General features: G+C 49.1%; 15 protein-coding genes and 1 pseudogene. 3 read left to right on the forward strand and 13 right to left on the reverse strand.

Annotated features, from left to right (window positions below):
• Positions 1-37: 37 nt before the first annotated feature.
• Positions 38-832, reverse strand: coding sequence for a sulfite exporter TauE/SafE family protein (locus ABEQ74_RS25400; protein WP_430125014.1), 795 nt, complete (start codon positions 830-832; stop codon positions 38-40).
• Between the two features lie 123 nt (positions 833-955).
• Between ABEQ74_RS25400 and ABEQ74_RS25405 the strand changes: the two genes are divergently transcribed.
• Positions 956-1,141, forward strand: coding sequence for a hypothetical protein (locus ABEQ74_RS25405; RefSeq protein ID WP_430125015.1), 186 nt, complete (start codon positions 956-958; stop codon positions 1,139-1,141).
• A 40-nt stretch (positions 1,142-1,181) separates the two neighbouring features.
• Here the strand turns inward: ABEQ74_RS25405 and ABEQ74_RS25410 are convergent, their stop codons facing one another.
• Positions 1,182-1,742, reverse strand: coding sequence for a hypothetical protein (locus ABEQ74_RS25410; protein WP_430125016.1), 561 nt, complete (start codon positions 1,740-1,742; stop codon positions 1,182-1,184).
• A complete protein-coding gene (locus ABEQ74_RS25415) occupies positions 1,739-2,644 on the reverse strand; it encodes a hypothetical protein (protein ID WP_430125017.1) in 906 nt (301 codons plus the stop codon). The genes ABEQ74_RS25410 and ABEQ74_RS25415 overlap by 4 nt, the downstream gene beginning before the upstream one ends.
• A 187-nt stretch (positions 2,645-2,831) precedes the next feature.
• On the opposite strand from ABEQ74_RS25415, the gene ABEQ74_RS25420 reads away from it, so the two are divergent.
• Positions 2,832-3,170 carry a hypothetical protein gene (locus tag ABEQ74_RS25420; protein WP_430125018.1) on the forward strand — a complete coding sequence of 113 codons (339 nt, stop codon included), beginning with the start codon at positions 2,832-2,834 and terminating at the stop codon, positions 3,168-3,170.
• 119 nt (positions 3,171-3,289) lie between these two features.
• Here ABEQ74_RS25420 and ABEQ74_RS25425 read toward each other — a convergent pair.
• From ABEQ74_RS25425 to yicI, 9 genes and pseudogenes are all read right to left on the reverse strand, one after another.
• Positions 3,290-5,478: pseudogene (locus ABEQ74_RS25425) on the reverse strand (alpha-galactosidase).
• A 47-nt stretch (positions 5,479-5,525) separates the two neighbouring features.
• Positions 5,526-7,568: a beta-galactosidase gene (locus tag ABEQ74_RS25430; RefSeq protein WP_430125020.1), complete on the reverse strand. Its 2,043-nt coding sequence runs from the start codon at positions 7,566-7,568 to the stop codon at positions 5,526-5,528.
• A 65-nt stretch (positions 7,569-7,633) separates the two neighbouring features.
• Positions 7,634-10,033: a glycoside hydrolase family 95 protein gene (locus ABEQ74_RS25435; RefSeq protein ID WP_430125135.1), complete on the reverse strand. Its 2,400-nt coding sequence runs from the start codon at positions 10,031-10,033 to the stop codon at positions 7,634-7,636.
• 67 nt (positions 10,034-10,100) lie between these two features.
• Entirely contained in the window at positions 10,101-11,810 is a 1,710-nt protein-coding gene (locus ABEQ74_RS25440) for an ABC transporter substrate-binding protein (protein WP_430125021.1), read from the reverse strand.
• A gap of 81 nt (positions 11,811-11,891) precedes the next feature.
• Positions 11,892-12,800, reverse strand: a complete 909-nt coding sequence (locus ABEQ74_RS25445) for a carbohydrate ABC transporter permease (protein ID WP_430125022.1) — start codon at positions 12,798-12,800, stop codon at positions 11,892-11,894.
• A 15-nt stretch (positions 12,801-12,815) separates the two neighbouring features.
• Positions 12,816-13,778 carry an ABC transporter permease gene (locus tag ABEQ74_RS25450; protein WP_430125023.1) on the reverse strand — a complete coding sequence of 321 codons (963 nt, stop codon included), beginning with the start codon at positions 13,776-13,778 and terminating at the stop codon, positions 12,816-12,818.
• A 637-nt stretch (positions 13,779-14,415) separates the two neighbouring features.
• Positions 14,416-15,972 carry a response regulator gene (locus ABEQ74_RS25455; RefSeq protein WP_430125024.1) on the reverse strand — a complete coding sequence of 519 codons (1,557 nt, stop codon included), beginning with the start codon at positions 15,970-15,972 and terminating at the stop codon, positions 14,416-14,418.
• Entirely contained in the window at positions 15,947-17,755 is a 1,809-nt protein-coding gene (locus tag ABEQ74_RS25460; RefSeq protein ID WP_430125025.1) for a cache domain-containing sensor histidine kinase, read from the reverse strand. The genes ABEQ74_RS25455 and ABEQ74_RS25460 overlap by 26 nt, the downstream gene beginning before the upstream one ends.
• A 210-nt stretch (positions 17,756-17,965) precedes the next feature.
• A complete protein-coding gene (gene yicI, locus ABEQ74_RS25465) occupies positions 17,966-20,293 on the reverse strand; it encodes an alpha-xylosidase (protein WP_430125026.1) in 2,328 nt (775 codons plus the stop codon).
• A gap of 141 nt (positions 20,294-20,434) precedes the next feature.
• Between yicI and ABEQ74_RS25470 the strand changes: the two genes are divergently transcribed.
• Positions 20,435-21,313 carry an AraC family transcriptional regulator gene (locus ABEQ74_RS25470; protein ID WP_430125027.1) on the forward strand — a complete coding sequence of 293 codons (879 nt, stop codon included), beginning with the start codon at positions 20,435-20,437 and terminating at the stop codon, positions 21,311-21,313.
• Here the strand turns inward: ABEQ74_RS25470 and ABEQ74_RS25475 are convergent.
• Entirely contained in the window at positions 21,308-22,735 is a 1,428-nt protein-coding gene (locus ABEQ74_RS25475; RefSeq protein WP_430125028.1) for a glycosyl hydrolase family 18 protein, read from the reverse strand. The genes ABEQ74_RS25470 and ABEQ74_RS25475 overlap by 6 nt on opposite strands.
• Positions 22,736-22,913: the final 178 nt, after the last annotated feature.

Consider the following 22,913-nt stretch of genomic DNA (forward strand, 5'->3'; position numbering starts at 1 on the left):
CCTCTTTCAGATAATGAATAAGGTTCTCCTTCTTTACTTACCCTAAAATATCAAGCCAAATTTTGACCGCTGTAAATGCAATAAGAATTGCCAGCGCATAACGAAGCAAGCGAACATTCATTCTGCGGCTAATCAACGCTCCAATGGGAGCTCCAATCAGACTTCCCACAACGGCGAACAAAGACGGCCAGAGCGGGATGTCACCCGAAGCCACTTTGCCGATAACACCCCCAACCGCAGACAGAAATACGATGGCGAGTGATGATGCAATGGTAATCCGAGTCGGTATTTTAAGAATGGTCAGCATGATAGGGATCAGGATAAACGCGCCGCCAGCACCGACAATGCCAGCGATGCCACCGACAATAAAGGCCGCTCCCATAGCCATCCATGACTGGTAAGTTACCTCGCTCACCGTTCTGTTCTCCTTGGAGGCGCGGGTGGGTACAAGCATCAATAACACAGCGATCACAGCCAGAATACCATAGATCATATTGATGGTTTCACTAGTCATCAACATGGAGGACAGACTCCCGATCAGACTGCCGACCAGAGTGCTTGCCCCCATCTGGATAACCAGGCGCTTGTGAACATAGGATTCACCACCGCGCGAACCCACCCGGTTGGTTATCATGCCTGACAAGGAGGCGAAAAATACCTGAAGCATACTAATGGAAGCGACTTCCTTCGAGCTAAAGGCTTCCAGCCCAAACCAGGGAGGGATATATAATAACAAAGGAAAATTAATGATCGCTCCACCAATTCCGAGCAATCCCGAGAAAAAAGAACCGACAATCCCAATAAAGATCATAACGACAAGCTGTACTAACATGGTGATTGATCTCTCCGTTCGAATGAATATCGCTCGTGAGCACATTGCTATTGAATGTACCCAATTGTTGATTTATAATAAAACCAAGTATTTATATCGGAAATACAGGAGGTGTAGTGCTTTATGTTGAATAGACTGAAATCTCTGTTCCAGGACCGATGCCCTGACTGTCAGCAGAAGCTTGTCTCCAGACAAGAAGCCATGGCTACGATCAAGCATTGTCCCGATCACCACTACACTGAAGAAATATATAATCAGCTGGGGGTTACTATTGTTTATCACCCTAGTGAAGACGATGATTATGCTTGATTCAAACGGTTTTTGTAAGTCAACGAACTTTCTAAGGAAGCTATTCCATATTCTCTGTCCATTGCCGTGCGAATAGTCGCACCAGAAGCAGAATCGCTATTTCGGCAATCATCACAAGAAGCGAGCATACAAAAACCACGGGAATCATAACATTTGAATCCAGATTGAGAAGGAACGGATGGATGAAAAGCCACAACAGCTGTACAGCCACATACATGTGGAGCCGGGAGCGTGCTTGCTGATCAAGCCCGGATTCAGCACCTGCAGTGCACGCTTGAATACCTTTGCAGATTCCGTAAATCAATACGATATGTACAGCGCTGGCGAGCAAGTGAGGCAACACATCAATTACAGAATGCATGGGCACGCTGCCAATCTCTGCATCAGGAAACCAGAATAATTGCAGAATTGACCAGATTAGCAACAGCCAAGCGCATAAATGTCCCGCCTTAAAATATCCGTTCAGCCCCTGCAGCCCCCATAAACCGGAAGCAATCAGCAAATATCCAAGACTGTCCGGAAGGATATCCACGAATTCGACCCTCAAGTCGGCAAGAACGAGAAATAGTCCCCATACTATGCGATAACAAGCGCTTCTCATGATCCCTTCCTGCCTTTCCGGACAAACTCCGTCATTTCCTTATCCATCGGCCAGACTTGGTAAGGTATTATCGTATCCTCATACCATCGGCGCCCATCTTCTACGAAGGTTGTTCTTAACATGAACTGGTACACCTTCATGCTCTTCAGTGATCCATGCATATTAAACTTATGGCTGATCCGTATGGAGCTGCCTTGATTAATCTTTAATGGAAGCGCAATCTTTTTGATCGGGTCCCCGCTCAACTCGATTTGGGCTTCTGAAGGCGGCGTCTGATGGCTCCTTCCCGGGACTTGCCCGGAGATGTCGGCATTGATCTGTAGGTCTCCTGCTTCTACGATATCCATCAACTTGGAGGCGAACGCCGTTAATTCAACCGGCCGTGCAACAACGCCAGAGGTGTAGCCGGTATTATCGGAAGAAGATCCGCTTGATGTCCACGAGATGGGATCTTGAGCACCCTGTTGATACACCGCAGGCCATATGTAGATTTCCCCAATATCCACTTGCTCCGAGGTTCCGTCCGTGTAATTTGCAGTAATCTCTTGAACAAGCACTGGCTCCGCTGACAACTCTTCTGCTGGTTCCTTCTGTATAGACGGCTTATTTAAATTCACCATCATTTTACCTAAATATTGCCGTTGATACTCTGCATAATGGGGTTGAGACGTTACAATTAAATCAGGATAACCCTCGATTCCAATCGATCTCAATGTAACATCAGCACGCTTGTCCTCTACATAATACAAATCAAATAACTGGCCATCCCCTTCTCTGGTTTCCACGTGATGCTCCAAGAAAGCAGTTCTGCTCAGCTGATTGGCCTCATAGTACCAGACATTCCCGATCCAGCTGCAGGTTACGAACAGGATGGCGATGATATAATACCATTTTTTGCTCATGGTCCCTCCTTGTATAGCTGCAATGGTTTCGTAATCTTTCACTATATTAACATGTAACCAAAAGTGAGAGTTCCATCAACGATAATTTCTGTGAGCTATGACGAATAAAACTTCCACTGGTGAATTAAGGCGACGCCTTCCTGGGCAAGCTATCTGAAGCCATTGATAATTAAGGAAGGTGTGTACTATGAATTCATCAATCAAAGAGGTTACCCATTGGCTTCAATCGAAAAGCAACCATACCTTGCACATCTCCAAGCAAGAAGAGAAGGATCTGGACCGGATCGAACTGCAGCTGGAACGAATTGAGCATCAGGAGCATCAAGAGCAGTCCATTGACGGATATGGAGACCACGATACTCTTATGCTGCATGGTTCCGGTATTGTTATTACGGCTGGCCATGAAGCTCCGCTGCCAAATAACACCTATCTTATAGGACTGGACGGGTTTAAGAGTGCGGATATCCAAGACCAGCAATTGGTGCTTTCAACGGAGCGCAGCACTTACTCCATCAAGGCAACCTGATACAGTCCCTGTGAAACACCAAAGAACCGCCAGAGACCATGAGCCTCTCTGGCGGTTCTTTATGAAGTTGCCCATCTATAGGTTGGATTCTTGGTATTATACCAGTTTGTTATAGAACCTTAAACTCGTCTTAATCTCCAAATGAAGCTCTGGAAATCTCCTTGCATCGTTGGTACAGCTAATCCGGCATTCATCAGGCGGTCTCCACCGTAGATGTTTCCATCCTCCAGGCATCGGTAATCCTCTTGCGGATCAAGCCCCACTGTACGTAGCCACACAATTGGCTCATTCGCCTCACTTAGAATCCGGAAGTAAAACAGCACGGCTTCCGAGCGATCCTCAGACACGATGGTCCAGGCCGCCTCGTTTCCTTCAAACGGATTCCGAAGACGGTACAAATCTCCGAACTGCACGAGATGCCGAATTTCTTTATACAGCTTGACCTGCTCACGGACTTCATCCTTTTCCTGTTCGCTAAAAGCGGTCAGGTCCAGCTCATATCCGAAATTGCCTGACATTGCTGCATATCCCCTCGTACGCAGTGAAGTATGCCGATGTACCTGATGATTCGGAACTGCCGATATATGGGCACCCATGGAGCTGGGAGGATACACCAGGCTCGTTCGTATTGAATTTTCAATCGGCTGACAGCATCCGAGTTATCGCTTGTCCACGTCTGCGGCATGTAATACAACATTCCCGGATCATAACGTCCGCCGCCGCCTGAGCAGCTCTCAAACAAAATATGCGGAAATTCCGTTGTCAGCTGTTCCATCACCCGGTACAAACCTAGCATATAGCGGTGGGCGGTTTCCCGCTGGCGTTCGGCCGGCAGAGCAGCCGATCCGATCTCTGTCATATTTCGGTTCATATCCCATTTCACATAGGTGATCGGTGCGCTTCGCAGAATGCTTCTGATCATATCAGCCACTGCATCGCATACTTCCCGGCGAGAGAAATCGAGGATCAGCTGTTGTCTTCCTTCGGTTCTTCGGCGCCCTTCCACATGCAGGCACCAGTCCGGATGCTGACGGTACAAATCACTGTCTGGCGATATCATTTCAGGCTCAAACCACAAACCAAACTGCATATCCAGTGCGCAGACCCGCTTCACCAGATCCTCCAGGCCCTCTGGCAGTTTGTTCTTGTCAACGACCCAATCCCCGAGGGAGGTCGTATCATCATTGCGTTTGCCGAACCAGCCATCATCCAGCACGAACAACTCCATGCCAAGGTCTCGTCCTGTGCTTGCGATCTGCTCAATTTTGTCTGCATTAAAGTGGAAATAGGTTGCTTCCCAGTTATTAACCAGTATCGGTCTTGAGGCATCCCGGAATTGCCCACGGGCCAATCTAGTACGGTACATTCTATGATAACGTCTGGACATTCCACCCAAGCCCTCAGCTGAGAAGACCATCACGGCTTCCGGCGTCTGAAACGACTCTCCCGGCTCAAGCAGCCAGGTGAAGTCGAACGGATTCATGCCCATCGTTACCCGGGCTGTTTCGTACTGATCCACTTCCACTTGCGCGGCAAAGCTGCCACTGTATACCAGGCTAAAGCCGTACACTTCTCCACACTCTTCGCTGGCGCCTTCTGACAGCAGCGCCAGGAATGGGTTATGGTTATGGCTGCTCGAACCTCGGCGACTCTCAATTCCTTGTATGTCTGGAGACAATGTTCTTCGCTCTATATGGCGTTCTCTTGCCCATGCCCCATGAAGATGCAGAAGATCATATCGGCTGTGATTCATATCCATGCTGACACTCATGGCCCGCAGCAGGGTCATGTCCTTCTTGCTGTTATTATGGAAGGAAACGGAGCGCGTGATAGCATCGAACGCCTTCATCACCGTATATGACAAATAAATCATCAGTCCGCTTGCCCGATCCAGCAGTTCCAGCTCCAGCGTGTCTGCCTCGTTGTCATCCTCCACGTATACAGCCGGCAATCCTTCAAGCTTTGGCTTACCTTTATACACCCGGTGACGGATATATTCTGCCTCGGTGACGGTCGTTCCGTCAGCCAGCTGCACCTGATAGGCGGGCTGACGGAAATCGCCGCTGCCATAGCTCGGATATTCCTGGGGCAAACTATCGAGGGAGAATGAAGCATCTTCCCGAAACGGCATCGGAGAGAATGAAGCCCTTTCCCTGCGTTCTAGCATTCCGGCAACATGACTGTCACGTATACGGCGCCCCCAATAGACATGCGCCGGATAGACACCCCGTACCAGCTCAATCACATAACTTGAGTGTTCGCTTTGGAGATGAAATATCCCCAGATCTTCATGAACATGTATACTCATTGCTTCTGCCTCCTAACCAAGTTCTGAGCTTAATCTCCCTGGTCCTTTTATGAATGGGCGGCAATACTCCGTTCCAGAATCATAACGTCCCTGCCCGGAATCGTGACATGACCCGCAACCTGCCGGCTGCTCAGGAGATCGAATGAATTGGCAGAACCTGCATCAAATGTCATCTCTTCAGCGTTGTGGTTCAATATGAACAAGTAGGAGCTCCCATCCTTCACTCGTTCTACCACCTCTACCCCGGGTGGTGTATCGAGCAGCGGCTTCAAGCCCTGTTCTTGGCACAGATTAGCCAGAAATCCCTGCAGGAACTGTGAATCCGGACTGCTGGCCACATAATAAGCCTGCCCTTCACCAAACGCATTCTTCGTTAAGACAGGAGTCCCTTTATAGAAGTCGGTTCCGTACTCAGCCAGAACCTCCGCCGTCTCCGCATGAATGACATCGCACAATATTCCACATGGATAACTTTCACGCAGCGCTCCCCATTCCTCCTTCATGTCGATCTGATTCTGCTGTCCTGGAAGCAGTGCGTCGATCTCCTCGGCCCAGATTCCCATTACCTTGCGCAGCTCACCTGGATATCCGCCCAGTGTCACCAGATCGTTCTCATTAACGATGCCGCTGAAGAAGGTAGTCACGAAAGTACCTCCCCGGGATACAAACTGCTCCACGCGCTGGGCAAAGCCCTGTTTCACCATATACATTACGGGTGCAATCACCACATCGTACTTGCTCAGGTCCTCTTCGACGCTAATGATATCAGTCTGGATATTCAGCTGATACAACGCGTCATAATACTTATGCACCTCATTCACATAGTTTAGGGCTACGCTCGGACCGCTGGACAGCTCCAATGCCCAACGGTTCTCCCAGTCGTAGATAATCGCAACTTTAGCGTCCGATCGCGCATCCAGGATCCGGTCCCCAAGCAACTGCAGCTCCTTGCCCAGCTCTGCACACTCGCGGAATACACGGGTATGTTCGTGCCCAACATGCTCAATAACCGCACCATGGTACTTCTCGCAGGCTCCGATCGAACGGCGCAGCTGGAAGAACATAACCGTGTCCGCCCCGTGGGCAACCGCTTGATAGCTCCACAATCGCATTACCCCCGGACGTTTGGCCGAATTATATGGCTGCCAGTTTTGAACGCCTGGCGTCTGCTCCATTAACATAAACGGCTGCCCGCCCTTCAGTCCCCGCATCAAAGCATGTGCCATAGCGGTAAAGCTGTATGGGGTGTCTAGTGAAGGATAGTTGTCCCAAGATACAACATCCATCTCTTTGGCCCATTTGAAGTAATCCAGCTCCGGGTAAAAGCCCATGAGATTCGTTGTCACCGGAATATCCGGCGTGATCCGCCTCAGTTCATCCCGCTCCAGCTTATAGCAGTCCAGCAGACTGTCTGATTGGAAGCGGCGATAATCCAGGGATATCCCCTGGAAGTTGGTCCTGTTGCCGCCCCACTCCTCACTTAAGGTGTTAGGTACAACAATGTCATCCCAATCATAGAAGGTATGACCCCAAAAGCGGGTATTCCAGGCTTTATTCACCGCATCCAGTGTGCCATAACGCTGCTCCAGCCAAACCCGGAATGCGGCAGCACAGTTATCGCAATAACAGTATCCCCCATATTCGTTCGCTACGTGCCAGATCAAGACAGCCGGATGATCTTTATACCGCTGCGCTAACTTCCCTGCCATAACTGCGGCGTATTTTCGATAGGTAGGGCTGTTCGGGCAGGAGTTATGACGGCCGCCGAATTTACGTTTACGGCCCTCGTAGTCGACGCGAAGTACATCCGGGTATTTCCGGGCCATCCAGGCAGGATGGGCTGCTGTGCTGGTTCCCAGACAAACATACACTCCGTTTTTATATAACCGTTCAATCGTTTCATCCAGCCAAGCAAAATCATACGTCTCCTCGTTTGGCTGGTTCAACGCCCAAGAGAACACATTAATGGTGGCTACATCAATACCGGCAAGCTTAAACAGGCGGTCATCTTCTGTCCACGTTTCTGCATCCCACTGCTCCGGATTATAATCACCGCCATACCACATTTTGGGCAGGTTCTCGTTAATCATTTGATGTTCAGCTCCTTTAGTTTCTTATATTCCGTATTTATTCCATTCAACGGCTATGCTTGAGACTAGACCTTATCCACGCCGTTCTGGACATCCGTCAGGGTGATCCGATAAGTCATCCCGCTCACGGTTTCAAACACGCCATCATCTGTCTTCACAACGCTTCCGTCTTCCTGCTCGATGGTGAAAGCATTGCTGTAGCTAACTCTACAGAGTTGGCCATGCGTAGAAGTTAATCTCGCAGAGGTAAGAATGCCTTGTTTCCATTCCATATCCACGATAAATCCGCCGCGAGCTTTCAATCCTCTTACTGCGCCCTCTCTCCAGGCCTTCGGAAGCGCCGGCAGCAGCCGAATAACGCCCTGATGACTCTGAAGCAGCATCTCCGCAACACCGGCCGTGCCTCCAAAATTGGCATCGATCTGGAACGGCGGATGGTCCCCCAGCAGATTAGGATGCATGGAGCGTGAGATTAACGTCTGAATATATTCATAAGCCCTCTCGGGCTGCTGCAGTCTTGCGAACATGTTAATCAACCATGCGCAGCTCCACCCGGTATGCCCTCCTCCATGATCAATGCGTGACAAAAGTGTACGGCAAGCGGCAGCCGCAAGCCGCGGGGTATCTTCCACGGTAATATCGGATCCAGGGTACAGCCCATACAGATGAGACACATGCCGATGACCGGGCTCCGCTTCCGCATACGGCTCACTCCATTCCTGGAGTTTGCCTTCCGCATCGATCGCGTAAGGCAGCAGCCGGGCTGCTGCCGTCTTCCATTCCTTTCGCAGCTCTTCATCAAGCTCCAGCAGCTGCGAAGCTTCGATACAGTTATGGAATAAATCCCGAATGATGGCCATATCCATGGTTGAGCCTGCCGACACGCTGCAAGGCAGGTCTTCTTCAGTAAGAAACAGATTCTCAGGTGAGGTTGATGGACTCGTCACCAGATGCCCTTTTCCATCTTCAACAAGCCAATCCAGGCAGAACAAAGCCGCATTCTTCATTAACGGATAAGCAGTTTCCCGCAAATATTCGGGATCGGGCTGATACAGATAATGTTCCCATAGATGCCGGGATAACCATGCGCCTCCCAGGGGCCAGAAAGCCCACATGGCTCTGCCATCGCTCGGGCTGGACATCCGCCACAAATCTACATTATGGTGGGCCACCCATCCACGGGCGCCATAATGAATCTTAGCGGTCCGGGTGCCATTTATACTAAGCTCCTGGATCATTCGGATCAGCGGCTCATGGCACTCGCTGAGATGGGTGGCCTCAGCCGGCCAGTAATTCATCTCGGTGTTAATATTAGTTGTATAATCACTATTCCATGGCGGCTGGACATGCGGATTCCATATCCCCTGGAGATGAGCAGGCTGGGTACCCGGCCGGGAGCTGGCAATAAGCAAATACCTTCCAAATTGGAACATAAGTGCTTCCAGTGCTGAATCTTCCTTCCCCTCCCGGTACGCCTTCATCCGCTCATCGATAGCCATATGTTCTGTAGACCGTTCAAGCTCCTGAGGACCAAGACGGAGCTCTACGCGCTTGAACAAGGCTTGGTGCTCCTTCATATGCCGCGTGCGCAGCTTCTCGAATTCATATTGCATCGCTGCATCAATTCTGCTTCTGCATATATCGGATGGATCGGTGCCCCTAGAACCCGGTGATCGATCGAAGCCTTCAAAATTCGTTGCAGCCGCAATCAGCAGCGTTACCGAGCCTGCCCCGTTAATGCGCATGATCTTATCGTCCACATTCACCTGACCCCTGTCGGACAAGGCAAGAAGTCTCAGCTCGTACCGGAGGCCGAGCCCTTCTTCATAAAGTACGGAGCTGGGGTGATCGCCATTGTAATTATCTGCAATATGAGTAGGTGCATGCCCGTACAATACCAGCGCCCCATCCTCCTCGGTGCGTACATCATGCTTCAGGGATGAGTTCAGCTCAAGCTCCAGTTGGATTGCTTCATCATTCGCAAACGTATACTGAATAACGGCCACCTGATCAATTGCACTGATGAACATCTCCCTGCAGATGTGATCGGAGCCAGCGGCTATGAATGATGTAGAAGCTATTCCGGTATCTAAGTCCAGCTCACGCCGATAATCGCTCCAGTGCCCGCCTATCCCTATCTGTCTGATGAGAAGATCTCCTAACGGTAAGAAAGACTCTGTACGTCTGCCAACCATCTTGCCCTCAATCAGCTGCTCGGCCTTGATATATTGCCCGGATGCAATCAATTCCCTTGCCGAGGCCAAATGACGAAGAGCTTCGTAGTTGTTCGTATCGCGGGGAAATCCCGACCAAAGCGTGTCTTCATTCCATTGGATTCGTTCCTCCTGTACGCCACCGAACACCATAGCGCCAAGGCTGCCATTGCCGAGCGGAAGGGCTTCTTCCCACTTGGCCGCAGGCTTCCGGTACCATAATGTTGAGGTTTGTTGTTTCGCTGTACTCAGTGTAATTCCCCCTTACATATAGCTAGAAGGGGCCCGCAAACAGCCGGCCCCTTCAATCGCTTATATCTTAATCATTCCAGAGTTTAACGCGGTCACGTACCAATTCAGTATATTCCTGCTCCATTTTCTCAGCACCAGCATCATTCAGTTCTTTAATGAACTGATCATATAACGCATCAAATTTAGAAGGATCAGCCAAGATGACTTCAGGAATACGCTTGCGTGTAATCTCTTCTACTTTTTTGTACGTGATGTTGATATTGGAATCGCTCGGTACCGGAATATTATACGCCACGCCCCATGGCTTCACTTCGAATTCATCCTGCTTCGGCCACAGGTCTTTCCACATTTCTGCACCATAGGCTTTCAGGGTTTCCTTCGCGGATGGCGTATAGTTCTCTATAATTGTCTCCGGGAAGTTCGTCGTATAATAGTTGCCCGTCGAATCTAGGACACCGTCGCCATAACGAGGGTACATCGCGTTATACAAGCCGATTCCAGTTTCTTTTGTGAAGTTCGCGTTGTCGTAGGTTTTGCGCTCCTGGACATCTTCCGGAATCACGCGCTTACCGTCCACAACATTGTAGTGCTCGCCTTCAATACCCCAATTCATCAATACTTGGCCTTCCTCGGAAGCCAGGTAATCGAGGAACTTGATGATCCGAACAGGATCCTTCGCGGACGTCGAAATTCCTACTCCCCATCCTGCTACATAGCCCGTATCCTGGAACGTTGCATCCTTCGTCGACTCATCCAATTGGATTGGGAATCGTGCATACGTACGGTTCTCTTTGCCAGAAGATCTCAGAGCGTTTGTTGCGTTGCCGAAGCCCCATTCCTGGTCAATGACGCCAAGGACGCGACCAGAGGATATTTTCGCTTCATATTGGTCTGTCTTTTGGACGAAGGTTTCTTTATCCAGAAGGCCTGTAGCGTTCATATGGTTCAGCCAGCGGAAATATTCTTTTTCCTCAGGACGCTTGTAGTGCAGCTTGGCCTCCACGGTCTCCTGATCAATGTAATACTCTCCATCATCGGATGCGCCTGTCGCGATGAACGCAGGGTTCGTAACGGAGATCATGATTCTCCACCCATCCGCATTCAGCGTCAACGGAATGGTAGGCTGTCCGTCAATGGTCGGGTTTTTATCAGCGTAATCCTTCAGGGCTTTCTCGTAATCTTTTACCGTTTTGAGTTCAGGGTATCCTAGTTCCTTCAGCACTTCATGCTGAATTTGGAACGTGCCGCCAGCATCCAGCATCTGATTGTCCATGGCAGCAAGTGTCGGCAAAACGTAGATTGCCTCATCGTCATTGCTCCATTTCAAGCGGCTCATGTACTCACCGTATACCTTTTTAATATTCGGCGCATGCTCTTCAATCAGATCTGTCAGATCAAGAAAAGCTCCGGCATCCACGAATAAATTGGCGTCACTCTTGGCAAATACCAGATCCGGATATTCACCGCTCGCTACCATTAAAGGAAGCTTCTGGTTCGAGCCATCCACCGCATACTCAGCTTGAATTGTAATCCCTGTCTTCTCAGTCAGCTTCTTCCCGACTGCATCCTGCATATTGACCCAGTTCGCATTGGAATCAGCACTATAATAGGTTATGGTCATCGGCTCAAGCTTCTCTTCCTGCTGCACATCCGTTCCGCTGCTACCTTCGCTGCCGTTTGCACTATTTTTGCTGTCTCCGCTGCCACAAGCCGCTAGTACGAAAGTAGCCATCATCATTATGGATAGCAACAGTGAAATTCTCTTCTTGTGTTTCATTGCGTTACCCCCTAATCATATTTAGATAACTCATCTATTGTGTACAACAGGACATTAGGCCTGTAGATACCGATATCATTACTAGCTCTTCACAGCTCCAAGTGTCATACCCTTAACGAAATACCGCTGCAAGAACGGATATACGAGCAGGATTGGAACCGTGACTACGATCGTGATCGCCATTTTGATTGATTCAGGTGACACCTGCTTCACGATCTCGGCCATATTCTGTCCCGACATCATGCTGCTGGTTTGCCCTTGGGTGCTCTGCAGCACCTTCATCAGCTCGAATTGAAGCGTTGTGAGTTGAGGCGCGTTACCGTTATACAGATACGTATCAAACCACGAGTTCCATTGCCCGACGGCCAGGAACAAAGCGATGGTAGCCAGAACAGGCTTACAGAGCGGGAGAATGATTTTGTAATAGATCGTAAAATCATTGGCCCCGTCAAGCTTCGCCGATTCCTGCAGCGAGTAAGGCAGACTGTCGATGAAAGACCGGATAACAAACACGTTAAAGGCACTTACCATTCCCGGAATGATGTATACAAGAAACGAATTCATCATGTGCAGGTCACGAATCAGAATGAACACAGGAATCATTCCACCGGAGAAGTACATTGTCAGTGCAAGAAAAACCGACATAAACCTTCTGCCCTGGAAATCTACTCTGCTTAGGACATATCCCAGCATCGTTCCGCTAAGCAAACCCAGGAATGTTCCGGCCAGCGTACGGAGAATCGTATTTTTCGTACCGGTTATCAAGCCATCATATTTAAAAATTTGAATGTAATTCTCAAGTGTAAATTGCCGCGGCCAGATGTAGATTCCTCCGCGCACCGTATCGACTGAATCATTAAGCGATATGGCAAGGACATTCAGGAATGGATACAGTGTAACGATCATGACCAGCGTCATAAATGTGAAGTTCACAATATCAAACACCCGATCCGAGAGCGAAGGTTTGAATGCTGTTTTGGTTCGTGCCATGCTGTTTCCCTCCCCTTACATAATCGATTGCTTCGTGAATTTCTTGAACACGCCGTTGGCGACCAGCAACAAGATGATGCTGACGATGGAATTAAACATTCCGATCGCTGTACCGAATGAAAAACGTCCCATGCCAAGGCCGTAGTTCAATGCGTACAGTTCCAGCACTTCGGAGTAATCCACAACGAGCGGGTTACCCAGCAGGAACTGCTTCTCGAAACCAATGCTGATTAAATGTCCGATGGACATAATCATCAGAATGGCAATCGTAGGGGCGATGCTCGGCAGTGTAATATGCCATATTTGGCGGATTCGGCTGGCGCCGTCGACCTTGGCTGCTTCAAACTGTTCCTGATCTATCCCTGAGATGGCTGCCAAATAGATGATGGCACTCCAGCCCATTTCCTTCCATATATCAGAGCCTGTTACGATATACCAGAACAGGTTCCCTTGAGCCATAAACTGTATCGGCTTATCAATGAACCCAAGCCACATCAGCAGCTGATTGACAGCGCCTCCATCTGTAGACAGCATCTTCGTAATGATACCGGCGACAACCACCCAGGATACAAAGTGGGGCAGATAAGAAATCGTCTGTACCGTCCTCTTGAATACGCTTCCACGAAGCTCATTCAACAAGACTGCGAATAGGATTGGTATCGTAAATCCGACGATCAATCCCATGAAACTCATGGCGAGTGTATTTCGCAACACCAGATAAAACTTATCGTCAGAGAAGAGCGCTACGAAATGGTCCAGTCCCACCCATTTTTGCTCGAATATTCCCTTGCCCGGCTTGTACTTCTGAAATGCCATTAACCAGCCCCATACCGGTAAATAGCTGAAAATGAAGACGATGATGATGAATGGCAGCGACATTCCGTACAAAACCTTCTGCTCTTTGAACGTTGCCCAGAAGCCTTTCTTTCTCTTTGTGGCAGGTTGGAGTCTGTCTTCTGTTTGTGTTACCGCTTTCAAACCAACCCCTCCTCTCTTGTATATCCTGATGATAAACCAAGAAGAGACAGGGAAGTACCCGAAGGATTGGCTTAAAAATCATATAAAAATTAGACATTCGCAGGGGGAAAAGAACGCTGAAAACCGAAAAACTTTCGTCCGCTCCGTGTCCGGATCGTATCTCCGATCGCTGTTAAATCCGGGAAACTTCAATTGATATAAGCGAGGGTGTTTCCAGGTTTTAAAGGCGAACGCTGTCGCTTCTCCGATACGATTCCGGCCCCTCCGCTCTATGCTTCGCAGCAGCATTTGTCTCTCCCCCAGTAATGCCTTGGGGGCAGGAGAAACAAAAAAGACGCGTACCTTGGTCGCGTCTGAAAGGGCAGCGATATTAGAGTACTTATGTTTAGTCTGGTTGTAAGTGAGTGAGCGAAACTTCAAGAGAATAAATAGTAATCATCCGAAACAAAAGGCTGGGGAAAACGCAACTTCTTAAGGCCAATTTTCTGAGAAGCTGTATGACCGCTGAGTCTCAGGCGAGGCCAGGTCACATATATGCAGAGCTAGGGCTTCTTTATAGATGCGCTGTATAACCGAGGTGCCTCGGGCCGGGGCAAGATCCCGGTCTTCCCTTAAGCCCCGCTCGGAGAGATCCCTGTCACAGGTCCAGCTCCTTGCGGAAATTAGACGGCGAGGTACCGACATATTTTTTAAATTTGCTATGAAAATAGTCTACGTTCGTGTAACCGACCATCTCCGCAACCTGATACACCTTCATGCCCTGCTTCAGAAAATCCTTGGCTTTGTTAATCCGGACTTTGTCGAGATACGTATTGAAGTATTCTCCGGTTGTGCTCTTGAACATTTTGCCGAGATAAGCACTGTTGTAATTAAAGACCGATGCGAGTGTTTCCAGCTTAAGATTTTCATTGTAATTTCGCTGAATCAGATCTATGATCCGTTTCATCTCCTGATCCCGCCCTCCTTGACCTACCTGCCAGATCAGCTCCTCCAGGAATTGAGAGGCGTGCCTGCATAAGCCCTCTACAGTGCTCTGACGGAATATCGCGGCGATACGATCCGAATATTCCTTGGTACGTGATTGCAGCTCGTTATGATGCTGGATCAGCTTGTTATACACGCCGGTCAAAAGCTCCACGAAGGCACTTTTTATTCCTTCTTCCGTATATCCTTCATTCACCATGGCATACGCGGCACCTAAGAGTAGTTTCCGCTGTACTTCGACATGGCCCACATCCACGGCATAATAAAGCTGCTCCATAAGCTGTTCCGGGTTATAGAGCTGACGCTCCCCGTCGCCCTGATCACTAGCAAATCGTTTAGACTCAGGAAAGAGAATCTCCCCGGGCGCATAGAAGAATCGCTCGCGAATCCGTTCACTCGCACTGCGGTACGAATCAGCTACATCTTCCACTCGGTTTACCGGACGTCCTAAAGAGGCCGTAATGGACGTGCCTGTCAAACCTGCAGCTTCCTCTATTAATTGAAGCAATTCCTTCCTACCTCCAGCTGTTAATACCGGCCTAGGCATAATAATTCCGAGAATACCGTGTATCGAGAAAACCGTGCCCAGTCCCTGCTCCTCACACACTTCAACCAGTCGGTTTCGCAGCTGATTGTCAACCTCCCGGCGGGATTCACCGTAATGATCCATATGAAGAAGAAGCACTTGGTATTGATTCCATAACAGCCCTGACCTCTCAGCCATCTGCCGAAGCGCTGCCGGATCGGTTTTACTCTCCGGATTAAACCAGGATGATATGAACTGCTCCCGGCTGATGTCTGAGGCAGCTCTATTGAGTGCCATTGTAGCCTGCTCTTGCTCGATGGCTTCTTTAATCTGCAGCAAATACTTGCTCAGCTCCTCCTCATCCACCGGTTTTAATAGGTATCCGTCCACTCGATTGGAAATGGCCCGCTTGGCATAGTCAAAATCGGCATATCCGCTTAAGATCAGCAGATGAATCTCGGCATCCCGTTCGCGTATAGTCTCAATCAGCTGCAATCCATCCATGCCTGGCATCCGTATATCGATCAGCATCAAATCAGGGTCATATATGCCATGCTTCTCCAGTGCTTCATTTCCGTTGGCTGCGGTACCCACAACCTGATACCCAAGATCAGACCAGGGAACAATGCTCTTCAATCCTTCGCGCAGCTTGGGTTCGTCATCCACGATTAACACCTTCATCATCGCTCTCTCCTCCTATCGGAATGCTGAATTCTATACACGTTCCAATCCCGGTTTCGCTTTCAATGATCAGGCCCGCTTCAGGGCCGTAGGTAAGCTGCAGCCTTACATGAACATTACGAAGGCCGATTCTTCCACCTTCCTTATCATCGGTATCGTTCAAGAAACCATCGATCATCTCAAGTCTTTCCCGAGATATACCCGCTCCATTATCCTCGGTAATGACGTGCAGTTTCCCTTCACTTGCTGTGACCCTTACTCTGATCGAGGTCCCCTCTTCCTTGTGATCCATGCCGTGTATCACCGCATTCTCGACGATCGGCTGAATGATCAAGGGCGGTATTCTAACCTTGTTCGCTTCCGGGTCAACATGAATTTCATATTTCAGGCGATCCTCATATCTAAATTTCTGAATGTCCAGATAACACTGGACCATCTCGATTTCATCCTTAATCGTTGTCTTTCCGCTGCCTACCTCGAGATTGCTGCGCATCATTTTGCCGAGAAGACGCACAATCCGGGCAATTTCGACCTCACCCTTAAGATGGGCCTCCATCCGAATGGATTCCAGTGCATTAAAGAGAAAGTGCGGATTGATCTGACTAGCCATCATTTTGAATTTGATTTCATTCTGCTTCTGCTCCAGCAGCCGCTTCTGTGCATTGGACTCCTGTACTTCATTCATCAAGTCATTAATATTGCCCACCATCGAGTTAAATTGGCGGGACAACTGCCCGATCTCATCCTTGCCGTCAATCTCCATAGCCACGCCAAGATTACCTGTACCTACCTTCGTAATACGCTTGCTAAGACGTAGCAGCCGGTTAGAGATCAGGGATGAGAAGCTGTAGATCAAAAGAACGGCCAGCAGCAGACTGATGATGATAACCGTCATCGCCAGCTTGCTAATCCGATTAGCATCCGAAACAATGCTGTCGATCGAAAATATGGAAATAATGCGCAGACCATTGACTCCCGATTCCGTATTTAACGGCTCGATCAGCACCTTGGAGGCTTCGTCGTCTATAATCGACTCGTAGCTTCCGCTCTCATGGTATACAACCCCGCTGATATCATGTATCTCTGCTAACGTTTTCTTATACAGCTCCGGTCGATTCGCGGCGACAATATTGTTGCTGCTGTCTACAATAATGGTATCGAATGATTCCTGGCTCAGGATCGTATTGAGCATACCGGTATTTACATTAATTACAAGTACACCCGTGTTATCCTTGCTTCCAAGATCCACCCCTTTAATCAAGCTGAGATAGACCTTCTGATCACGCTCATCCATAATGTAATCCCAGTATATGACTCCAATATGTTCAGCTGCCCGTTGATACCATTCCGTCTTTTTAATCTCTTCTTCGGGATATATAAACTCCCAATTGTTCAACATCGTAGGATTCTCACTATAGAAGCGAATATTCGATATTTCCTTGTACATTCTGATCGCCTGCTGCAAATCAGGATATTCCCTGTAGGCCACAAACACATCGTATACGCTTTCATATTGCCGGTTAGCAAGATTCCTTAGCCGTTCATCATAAGACAGCCGATAAGACAAATCGTCCGCCACGTTAATGACTTCGGTTGATCTTTTCTTGACCCGATCCACATTCTGATAAGCCTGTTCCAATGCATTGTTGAAAGCAAATGTACGGAGCTCTCCCGTAAGAAAGATGCCTACGATAGCTACGGGAACAAAAACCACGACTACAAAGGACAATATCAATTTATTACGGATCTTCATGTCATTCACTAACTGTATCAAATAAGATAGCATCGGTCCGTCTTCGCTCCTGTCCTTTCATCTTCGGCAAGCTTTTAAGGATGCGTTCACTTTCGTCCATCGTGGATAAACTTGCCACAGGCCCATTATATCAGCATTGCCGACCGTTTAAGGCGGACCATAATATGGAATAAGCCCGACGCCAGCAACTGCTGGTCCGGGCCTATCTTCTGTTTGTTATGTTCAGCCTTTGTTCCTAAAGACTTACTTTTCCAGCATTGCTGTAAAGTTCATGGCCTGCTGCCCTGCCTCCACTTGTATACTATTCTCTTGCAGACTCACTCCTGGACCTTCGACAGATGAAAGCATTCCTGTATCATACAATTTTACGGAGAATGCCTTGCCGCTGCCTTCAACTGTAAAGTTGATCTGGCTGCCTGCCCGCGCCGCACGCACCGTCAACTCACTCTCTCCGTTCATGTTGCGCACGGTAACGGCAGCCCTACTTCCGTCTTCCAAAGCATACAAGCCAAGCTCTACCCCATCTGCATAATCATATTCCGGCCCGGTGTCGTTAGAGCCCGAGGCGAGGAATGAATTGCCTCGTACAAACAGCGGAAGTCCGAGGAAGTCGTATGTTTCCTTGCGCCAGGCCCCGCCTTCCACCGTTTCTCCTGTTAATAGATGCGTCCAGCGTCCCTTCGGCAGGTAATATGTCACGTCGCCGTGCTCGCTGAATACCGGCGCAACGAGCAATGAGTCACCCAACATGTATTGACGATCCAGCGCTTCAACAGCCGGATCTTCCGGGAATTCAAGGAACATCGCCCGCATGCTCGGCACCCCTTGCTCCGATGCCTGTACGGCAGTCTGGAACAAATAAGGCATTAGACGGCTCTTCAGCTTCGTAAAGAAGCATGTTACGTCAACTGCTTCCTCGTCGTAAGACCAAGGCACACGGTAAGAGCTGCTGCCATGCAGACGGCTATGGCTGGACAGCAAGCCAAACGCCAGCCAGCGCTTGAATACGTGCGCCGGGGCCGTATTTTCGAAGCCGCCAATGTCATGGCTCCAGAAGCCAAAGCCGCCGAGACCCAGGGACAAGCCGCCACGCAGGCTTTCCGCCATCGATTCGTAATCGGCGTAGCAGTCGCCGCCCCAGTGAACAGGGAACTGCTGTCCGCCTACGGTTGCAGAGCGCGCAAATACGGCCGCCTGATTCTTGCCGAATTTCTCTACCAGAACATCGAAAACCACTTTGTTATAGAGCTGCGTGTAATAATTGTGCATTTTATGAGGATCGGAGCCGTCAAAATAAACAACATCCGTCGGAATGCGTTCGCCGAAATCGGTCTTGAAGCTGTCAACGCCCATATCGGCCAGCTCGCGCAAGTAACCCGCATACCATTCACACGCATCCGGATTGGTGAAGTCCACCAGCGCCATACCCGGCTGCCACAGATTCCACTGCCAGATATCCCCGTTTGCCTTCTTCACCAGATAGCCCTTCTCACGGCCTTCCTCAAAGAGACGCGAGCGCTGTGCGATATATGGATTGATCCACACGCAGATTTTCAGACCCTTTTCTTTCAAACGCTTCAGCATGCCTTCCGGATCCGGGAAAACCTCTTCATCCCATTGGAAGTCGGTCCAGTTGAGACCCTTCATCCAGAAGCAGTCGAAATGGAACACTTCCAGCGGGATATCGCGCTTCAGCATACCATCCACAAAGGAATTTACAGTCGCCTCGTCATATTGGGTCGTAAATGAGGTCGACAGCCACAATCCGAAAGTCCAAGCCGGCGGTAATGCCGGTTTGCCTGTCAGGTTCGTGTATTTATCCAGCACGCCTTTCGGATCAGGCCCATCAATAACGAAATACTCCAGCGACTCGCCACGCACACTGAATTGCACCTTCTTCACTTTCTCCGAAGCCACTTCAAAGGATACAAGATCCGGTTGGTTTACAAATACACCATATCCCTTGTTCGTTAGATAGAACGGAATATTTTTATAAGCCTGCTCGGAACTCGTACCTCCATCCTGATTCCAAACATCCACAACCTGGCCATTTTTGACAAACGAGGTAAAGCGTTCACCAAGACCGTATACCCACTCGCCGACGCCGAGATCCAGCTCTTCCCGCATATAGGCCTGCCCGCCATCTTCCACGATATGTGCCATGGATTTGGCTCTGCTGCCAGTAATCCGTTCATTCCCTCTATAGAAGTGAACCGACCATTCCGGCCCTTTCTTGATAACTACACTCAAATTGCCGCTGCGAAGAACAGCTTCCTGATCGTTCTCTTCAATGACCGTATGGTCACCATTCTGTTTGTACAATTCGAATGCCGGTCCGCGGTCTCTTACACCCGCATAGTGGATCAGCTTTACACCAATAACGCCGGGTGCCGGCGAATGGAATTGCACGGTAATCAGCTGCGCATTAATCGTCGCCCCTCTGCCCGGCATCGGTGCCGTGGAAGCGTAGGCTGTCAACGTATCTCCTTTTACTGCAAAATCATAAGCTTGAACCGCTCCTGAAACGGAATATCCTTCACGAATAAGCCAGTTACCATCAGTAAATTTCATTGTTTATCCGCCTTTCAATATGCTGAAGATTGAACTTTAGAATGTAAGCGTTATAATGTCATTATACTGATACAATATCCCCAATTCTAACAATATTCGGCTCATTTATAGCACGATTTTGATATCATAAGGAGAAGCGTCATGGATCAATCTTTTCGCCAGTCATTAAAAGAAAGTACGGTTCACGGAACTGAACGTTTTCCATTTGGGGCTTACTCGCATCATTTCAGCCCAGGCGCTCATGTGGTAGACTCCCACTGGCATAATGAAGCGGAGATCTTTTACGTGGTGGAGGGCGAGGTTTTGTTTCAAATTGGTTCGGAATACATCTCTGTGCGAGCAGGCGAAGCGATATTTATCGATGGAGGGGATTTGCATACCGGACATGCCCAAGGCATACATGGATGCAGGTTCTACGCCATGGTGTTCGATTTCGGGATGCTTGCGAGCAGCAGCTACGATCATGTGCAGGAAAGCATCATCGTTCCCTTCCAAGAGCGGAGAGCCACCTTCCCAAGACGGATCAATTCAGAAACCGACGGAAGATTGCTTGGACATATCCTGGAAATGAAGCGATTATCCGAGCATAAACCTGATGGCTATGAGGTAGCTATTAAGGGTCATCTGTTTCTCATGTTGTATGAGGCCTCCTCCTCCGGCAGACTTGTAAACCGAAGCCGGAGCGATGCCGTTGATATAACCAAGACAGAACGGTTGAAAAAAGTCATCCTTTATATCCAGAACTATTACCACCGTTCCATCAAGCTCCGTGAGTTGGCAGATTTGATTCCGATGAGCGAAGGGCAGTTTTGCCGCTTCTTTAAATCCATGACCGGCCAAACACCCGTCGACTACATGAATTCCTATCGGGTACGTCAGGCAGTTGAGTTACTTCGTCAGCCGGACCAAAAAATATCCGACATCGCATTCGATGTCGGATTTGGGCATATCAGTTATTTTGTTCGGGTGTTCCGTAAGATCATGAACTGCACGCCTTCAGAATATCGTAAGAAATTATAATTTCGGCAAGCTTGGGATGGTCATGTTGCAATCTCCCGCAAGCGGCAGATTGCGGCATACGTACTGACCGGCACTGTTCTCATTCGCTGCTCCGGAAGGTGCCGGGGCGTTAACCCGCTGTTTCCAGAGCTGCCACAACATAAAGCCGTCGTAAGCTCTTCCCTTGTTCTTAATGTAATTCACCATGGTCTCAACATTATAATACTGCGTAGCAAGGTTATTCTGACCGTTCATCATCTCGGCATCATAGATCGTGCCTGGTGCCGCATTCAATTGGAGGACAGCCCCACCGGAGCCCTCAGGGGCAATCTGCATGCCCATATTGATCGGACCATTGTAAATCGCCTTGTAAGATTCATAGCCTTCACGCGGGTCGTAATATACGCCCCCATCGTATGACATTAAATTGATAAAATCAATCTTGCTGCCATGGTCCTTAACTACTCGATACATGGTGCCCCCAAAAGGTGAGCCCCATTGAACTTTACCTTCTTCAAATGGCGTCCCCTTGACATAATAAGCACCTGTAGACCATCCAGCGATAGAGATTTGCAAATTTGCATTTCTATTCTGGATTTCATTATAAAGACTCGTTATGATACTGGCGATCTCTCCATCCTTGGAGCAGCTGAACTGGGCAGCTGTTCCCTTATTACAGCTGCTGCCGCTGGATTCCCAGTCAATATCGACACCGGCTGCGCCGAGATCAAGAGCCAAATCCACCACATTCTTGGCATTGAACCTGGACCACTGTGAACCCTGGCTGTATGACCAGCCTCCTACGGAGATGAATGCCTTCGTTCCGCGGGCTCTCAGGGATGCGATGTTGTTGCGCAGATCCTGCGATTGCTGTGCTGTAAATTTGCGCTGCCCATTCGGCGTCGTTGCTCCTTCCACGAATTCCAATCCTACAACGGCTTGATCAAATGCATAGGATCCTTGGGTATACGCAGTGTCCGGCCTTACAAATGAAAGATTAACATGGGTAATGTAATCAGGAATGTTGGCGGTGGTCAAATCGTAAATGCTCGTATTCCATGAGCTTGCATACGTGACATACATCCGATCACCCGACACGGGCGGATCTACTGGTGGTTCTACTGGTGGGTCAACCGGAGGGTCCACAGGGGGATCTACTGGTGGATTAACGGGAGGTGTTCCCGGACTACAGGCTCCAAGGTCTTCCCATACTCCCCATTGCCCCGTTGTCCCCGGCACCTCGCCCTGTGTCCACCACTTCGCTTTCCAGACGTGATCATTGTGGGACACGATATTACCTCCACCGTATACAGCAGAACTACTCCATGCCGGCTCTGTGCATGTTCCAGCAGCTTCAGCCTGGTATACAGGGAAAACACTTATCACCAGCACGGCGATGATTCCAAGTATCCATCCTCTCATCAATTTAGATGCATTCGTCATTCATTAAACAACTCCTTTTCCCTTGGATTTTTCATTAAAGCGTTTTCATGGTTAATGAAAGAACAGTCCTTTATTCACCTCCTGACCCATCCGTTGTTTGTTGGATAACGCACTTGTTGAATTTGATTGATGTGCTTCAAGTGTAACTTGGTAATTTTTCGTACAACAAGGATAAGAT

The organism is Paenibacillus solani (genome assembly GCF_050475945.1).
In the GTDB taxonomy this organism is placed as follows: Bacteria; Bacillota; Bacilli; order Paenibacillales; family Paenibacillaceae; genus Paenibacillus_AQ; species Paenibacillus_AQ solani_A.

Coding starts and splice junctions, on each gene's coding strand:
- ABEQ74_RS25400 (WP_430125014.1), bottom strand. CDS start 832: ATGTTAGTACAGCTTGTCGTTATGATCTTTATTGGGATTGTCGGTTCT.
- ABEQ74_RS25405 (WP_430125015.1), top strand. CDS start 956: ATGTTGAATAGACTGAAATCTCTGTTCCAGGACCGATGCCCTGACTGT.
- ABEQ74_RS25410 (WP_430125016.1), bottom strand. CDS start 1,742: ATGAGAAGCGCTTGTTATCGCATAGTATGGGGACTATTTCTCGTTCTT.
- ABEQ74_RS25415 (WP_430125017.1), bottom strand. CDS start 2,644: ATGAGCAAAAAATGGTATTATATCATCGCCATCCTGTTCGTAACCTGC.
- ABEQ74_RS25420 (WP_430125018.1), top strand. CDS start 2,832: ATGAATTCATCAATCAAAGAGGTTACCCATTGGCTTCAATCGAAAAGC.
- ABEQ74_RS25430 (WP_430125020.1), bottom strand. CDS start 7,568: ATGATTAACGAGAACCTGCCCAAAATGTGGTATGGCGGTGATTATAAT.
- ABEQ74_RS25440 (WP_430125021.1), bottom strand. CDS start 11,810: ATGAAACACAAGAAGAGAATTTCACTGTTGCTATCCATAATGATGATG.
- ABEQ74_RS25445 (WP_430125022.1), bottom strand. CDS start 12,800: ATGGCACGAACCAAAACAGCATTCAAACCTTCGCTCTCGGATCGGGTG.
- ABEQ74_RS25455 (WP_430125024.1), bottom strand. CDS start 15,972: ATGATGAAGGTGTTAATCGTGGATGACGAACCCAAGCTGCGCGAAGGA.
- ABEQ74_RS25460 (WP_430125025.1), bottom strand. CDS start 17,755: ATGCTATCTTATTTGATACAGTTAGTGAATGACATGAAGATCCGTAAT.
- yicI (WP_430125026.1), bottom strand. CDS start 20,293: ATGAAATTTACTGATGGTAACTGGCTTATTCGTGAAGGATATTCCGTT.
- ABEQ74_RS25470 (WP_430125027.1), top strand. CDS start 20,435: ATGGATCAATCTTTTCGCCAGTCATTAAAAGAAAGTACGGTTCACGGA.
- ABEQ74_RS25475 (WP_430125028.1), bottom strand. CDS start 22,735: ATGACGAATGCATCTAAATTGATGAGAGGATGGATACTTGGAATCATC.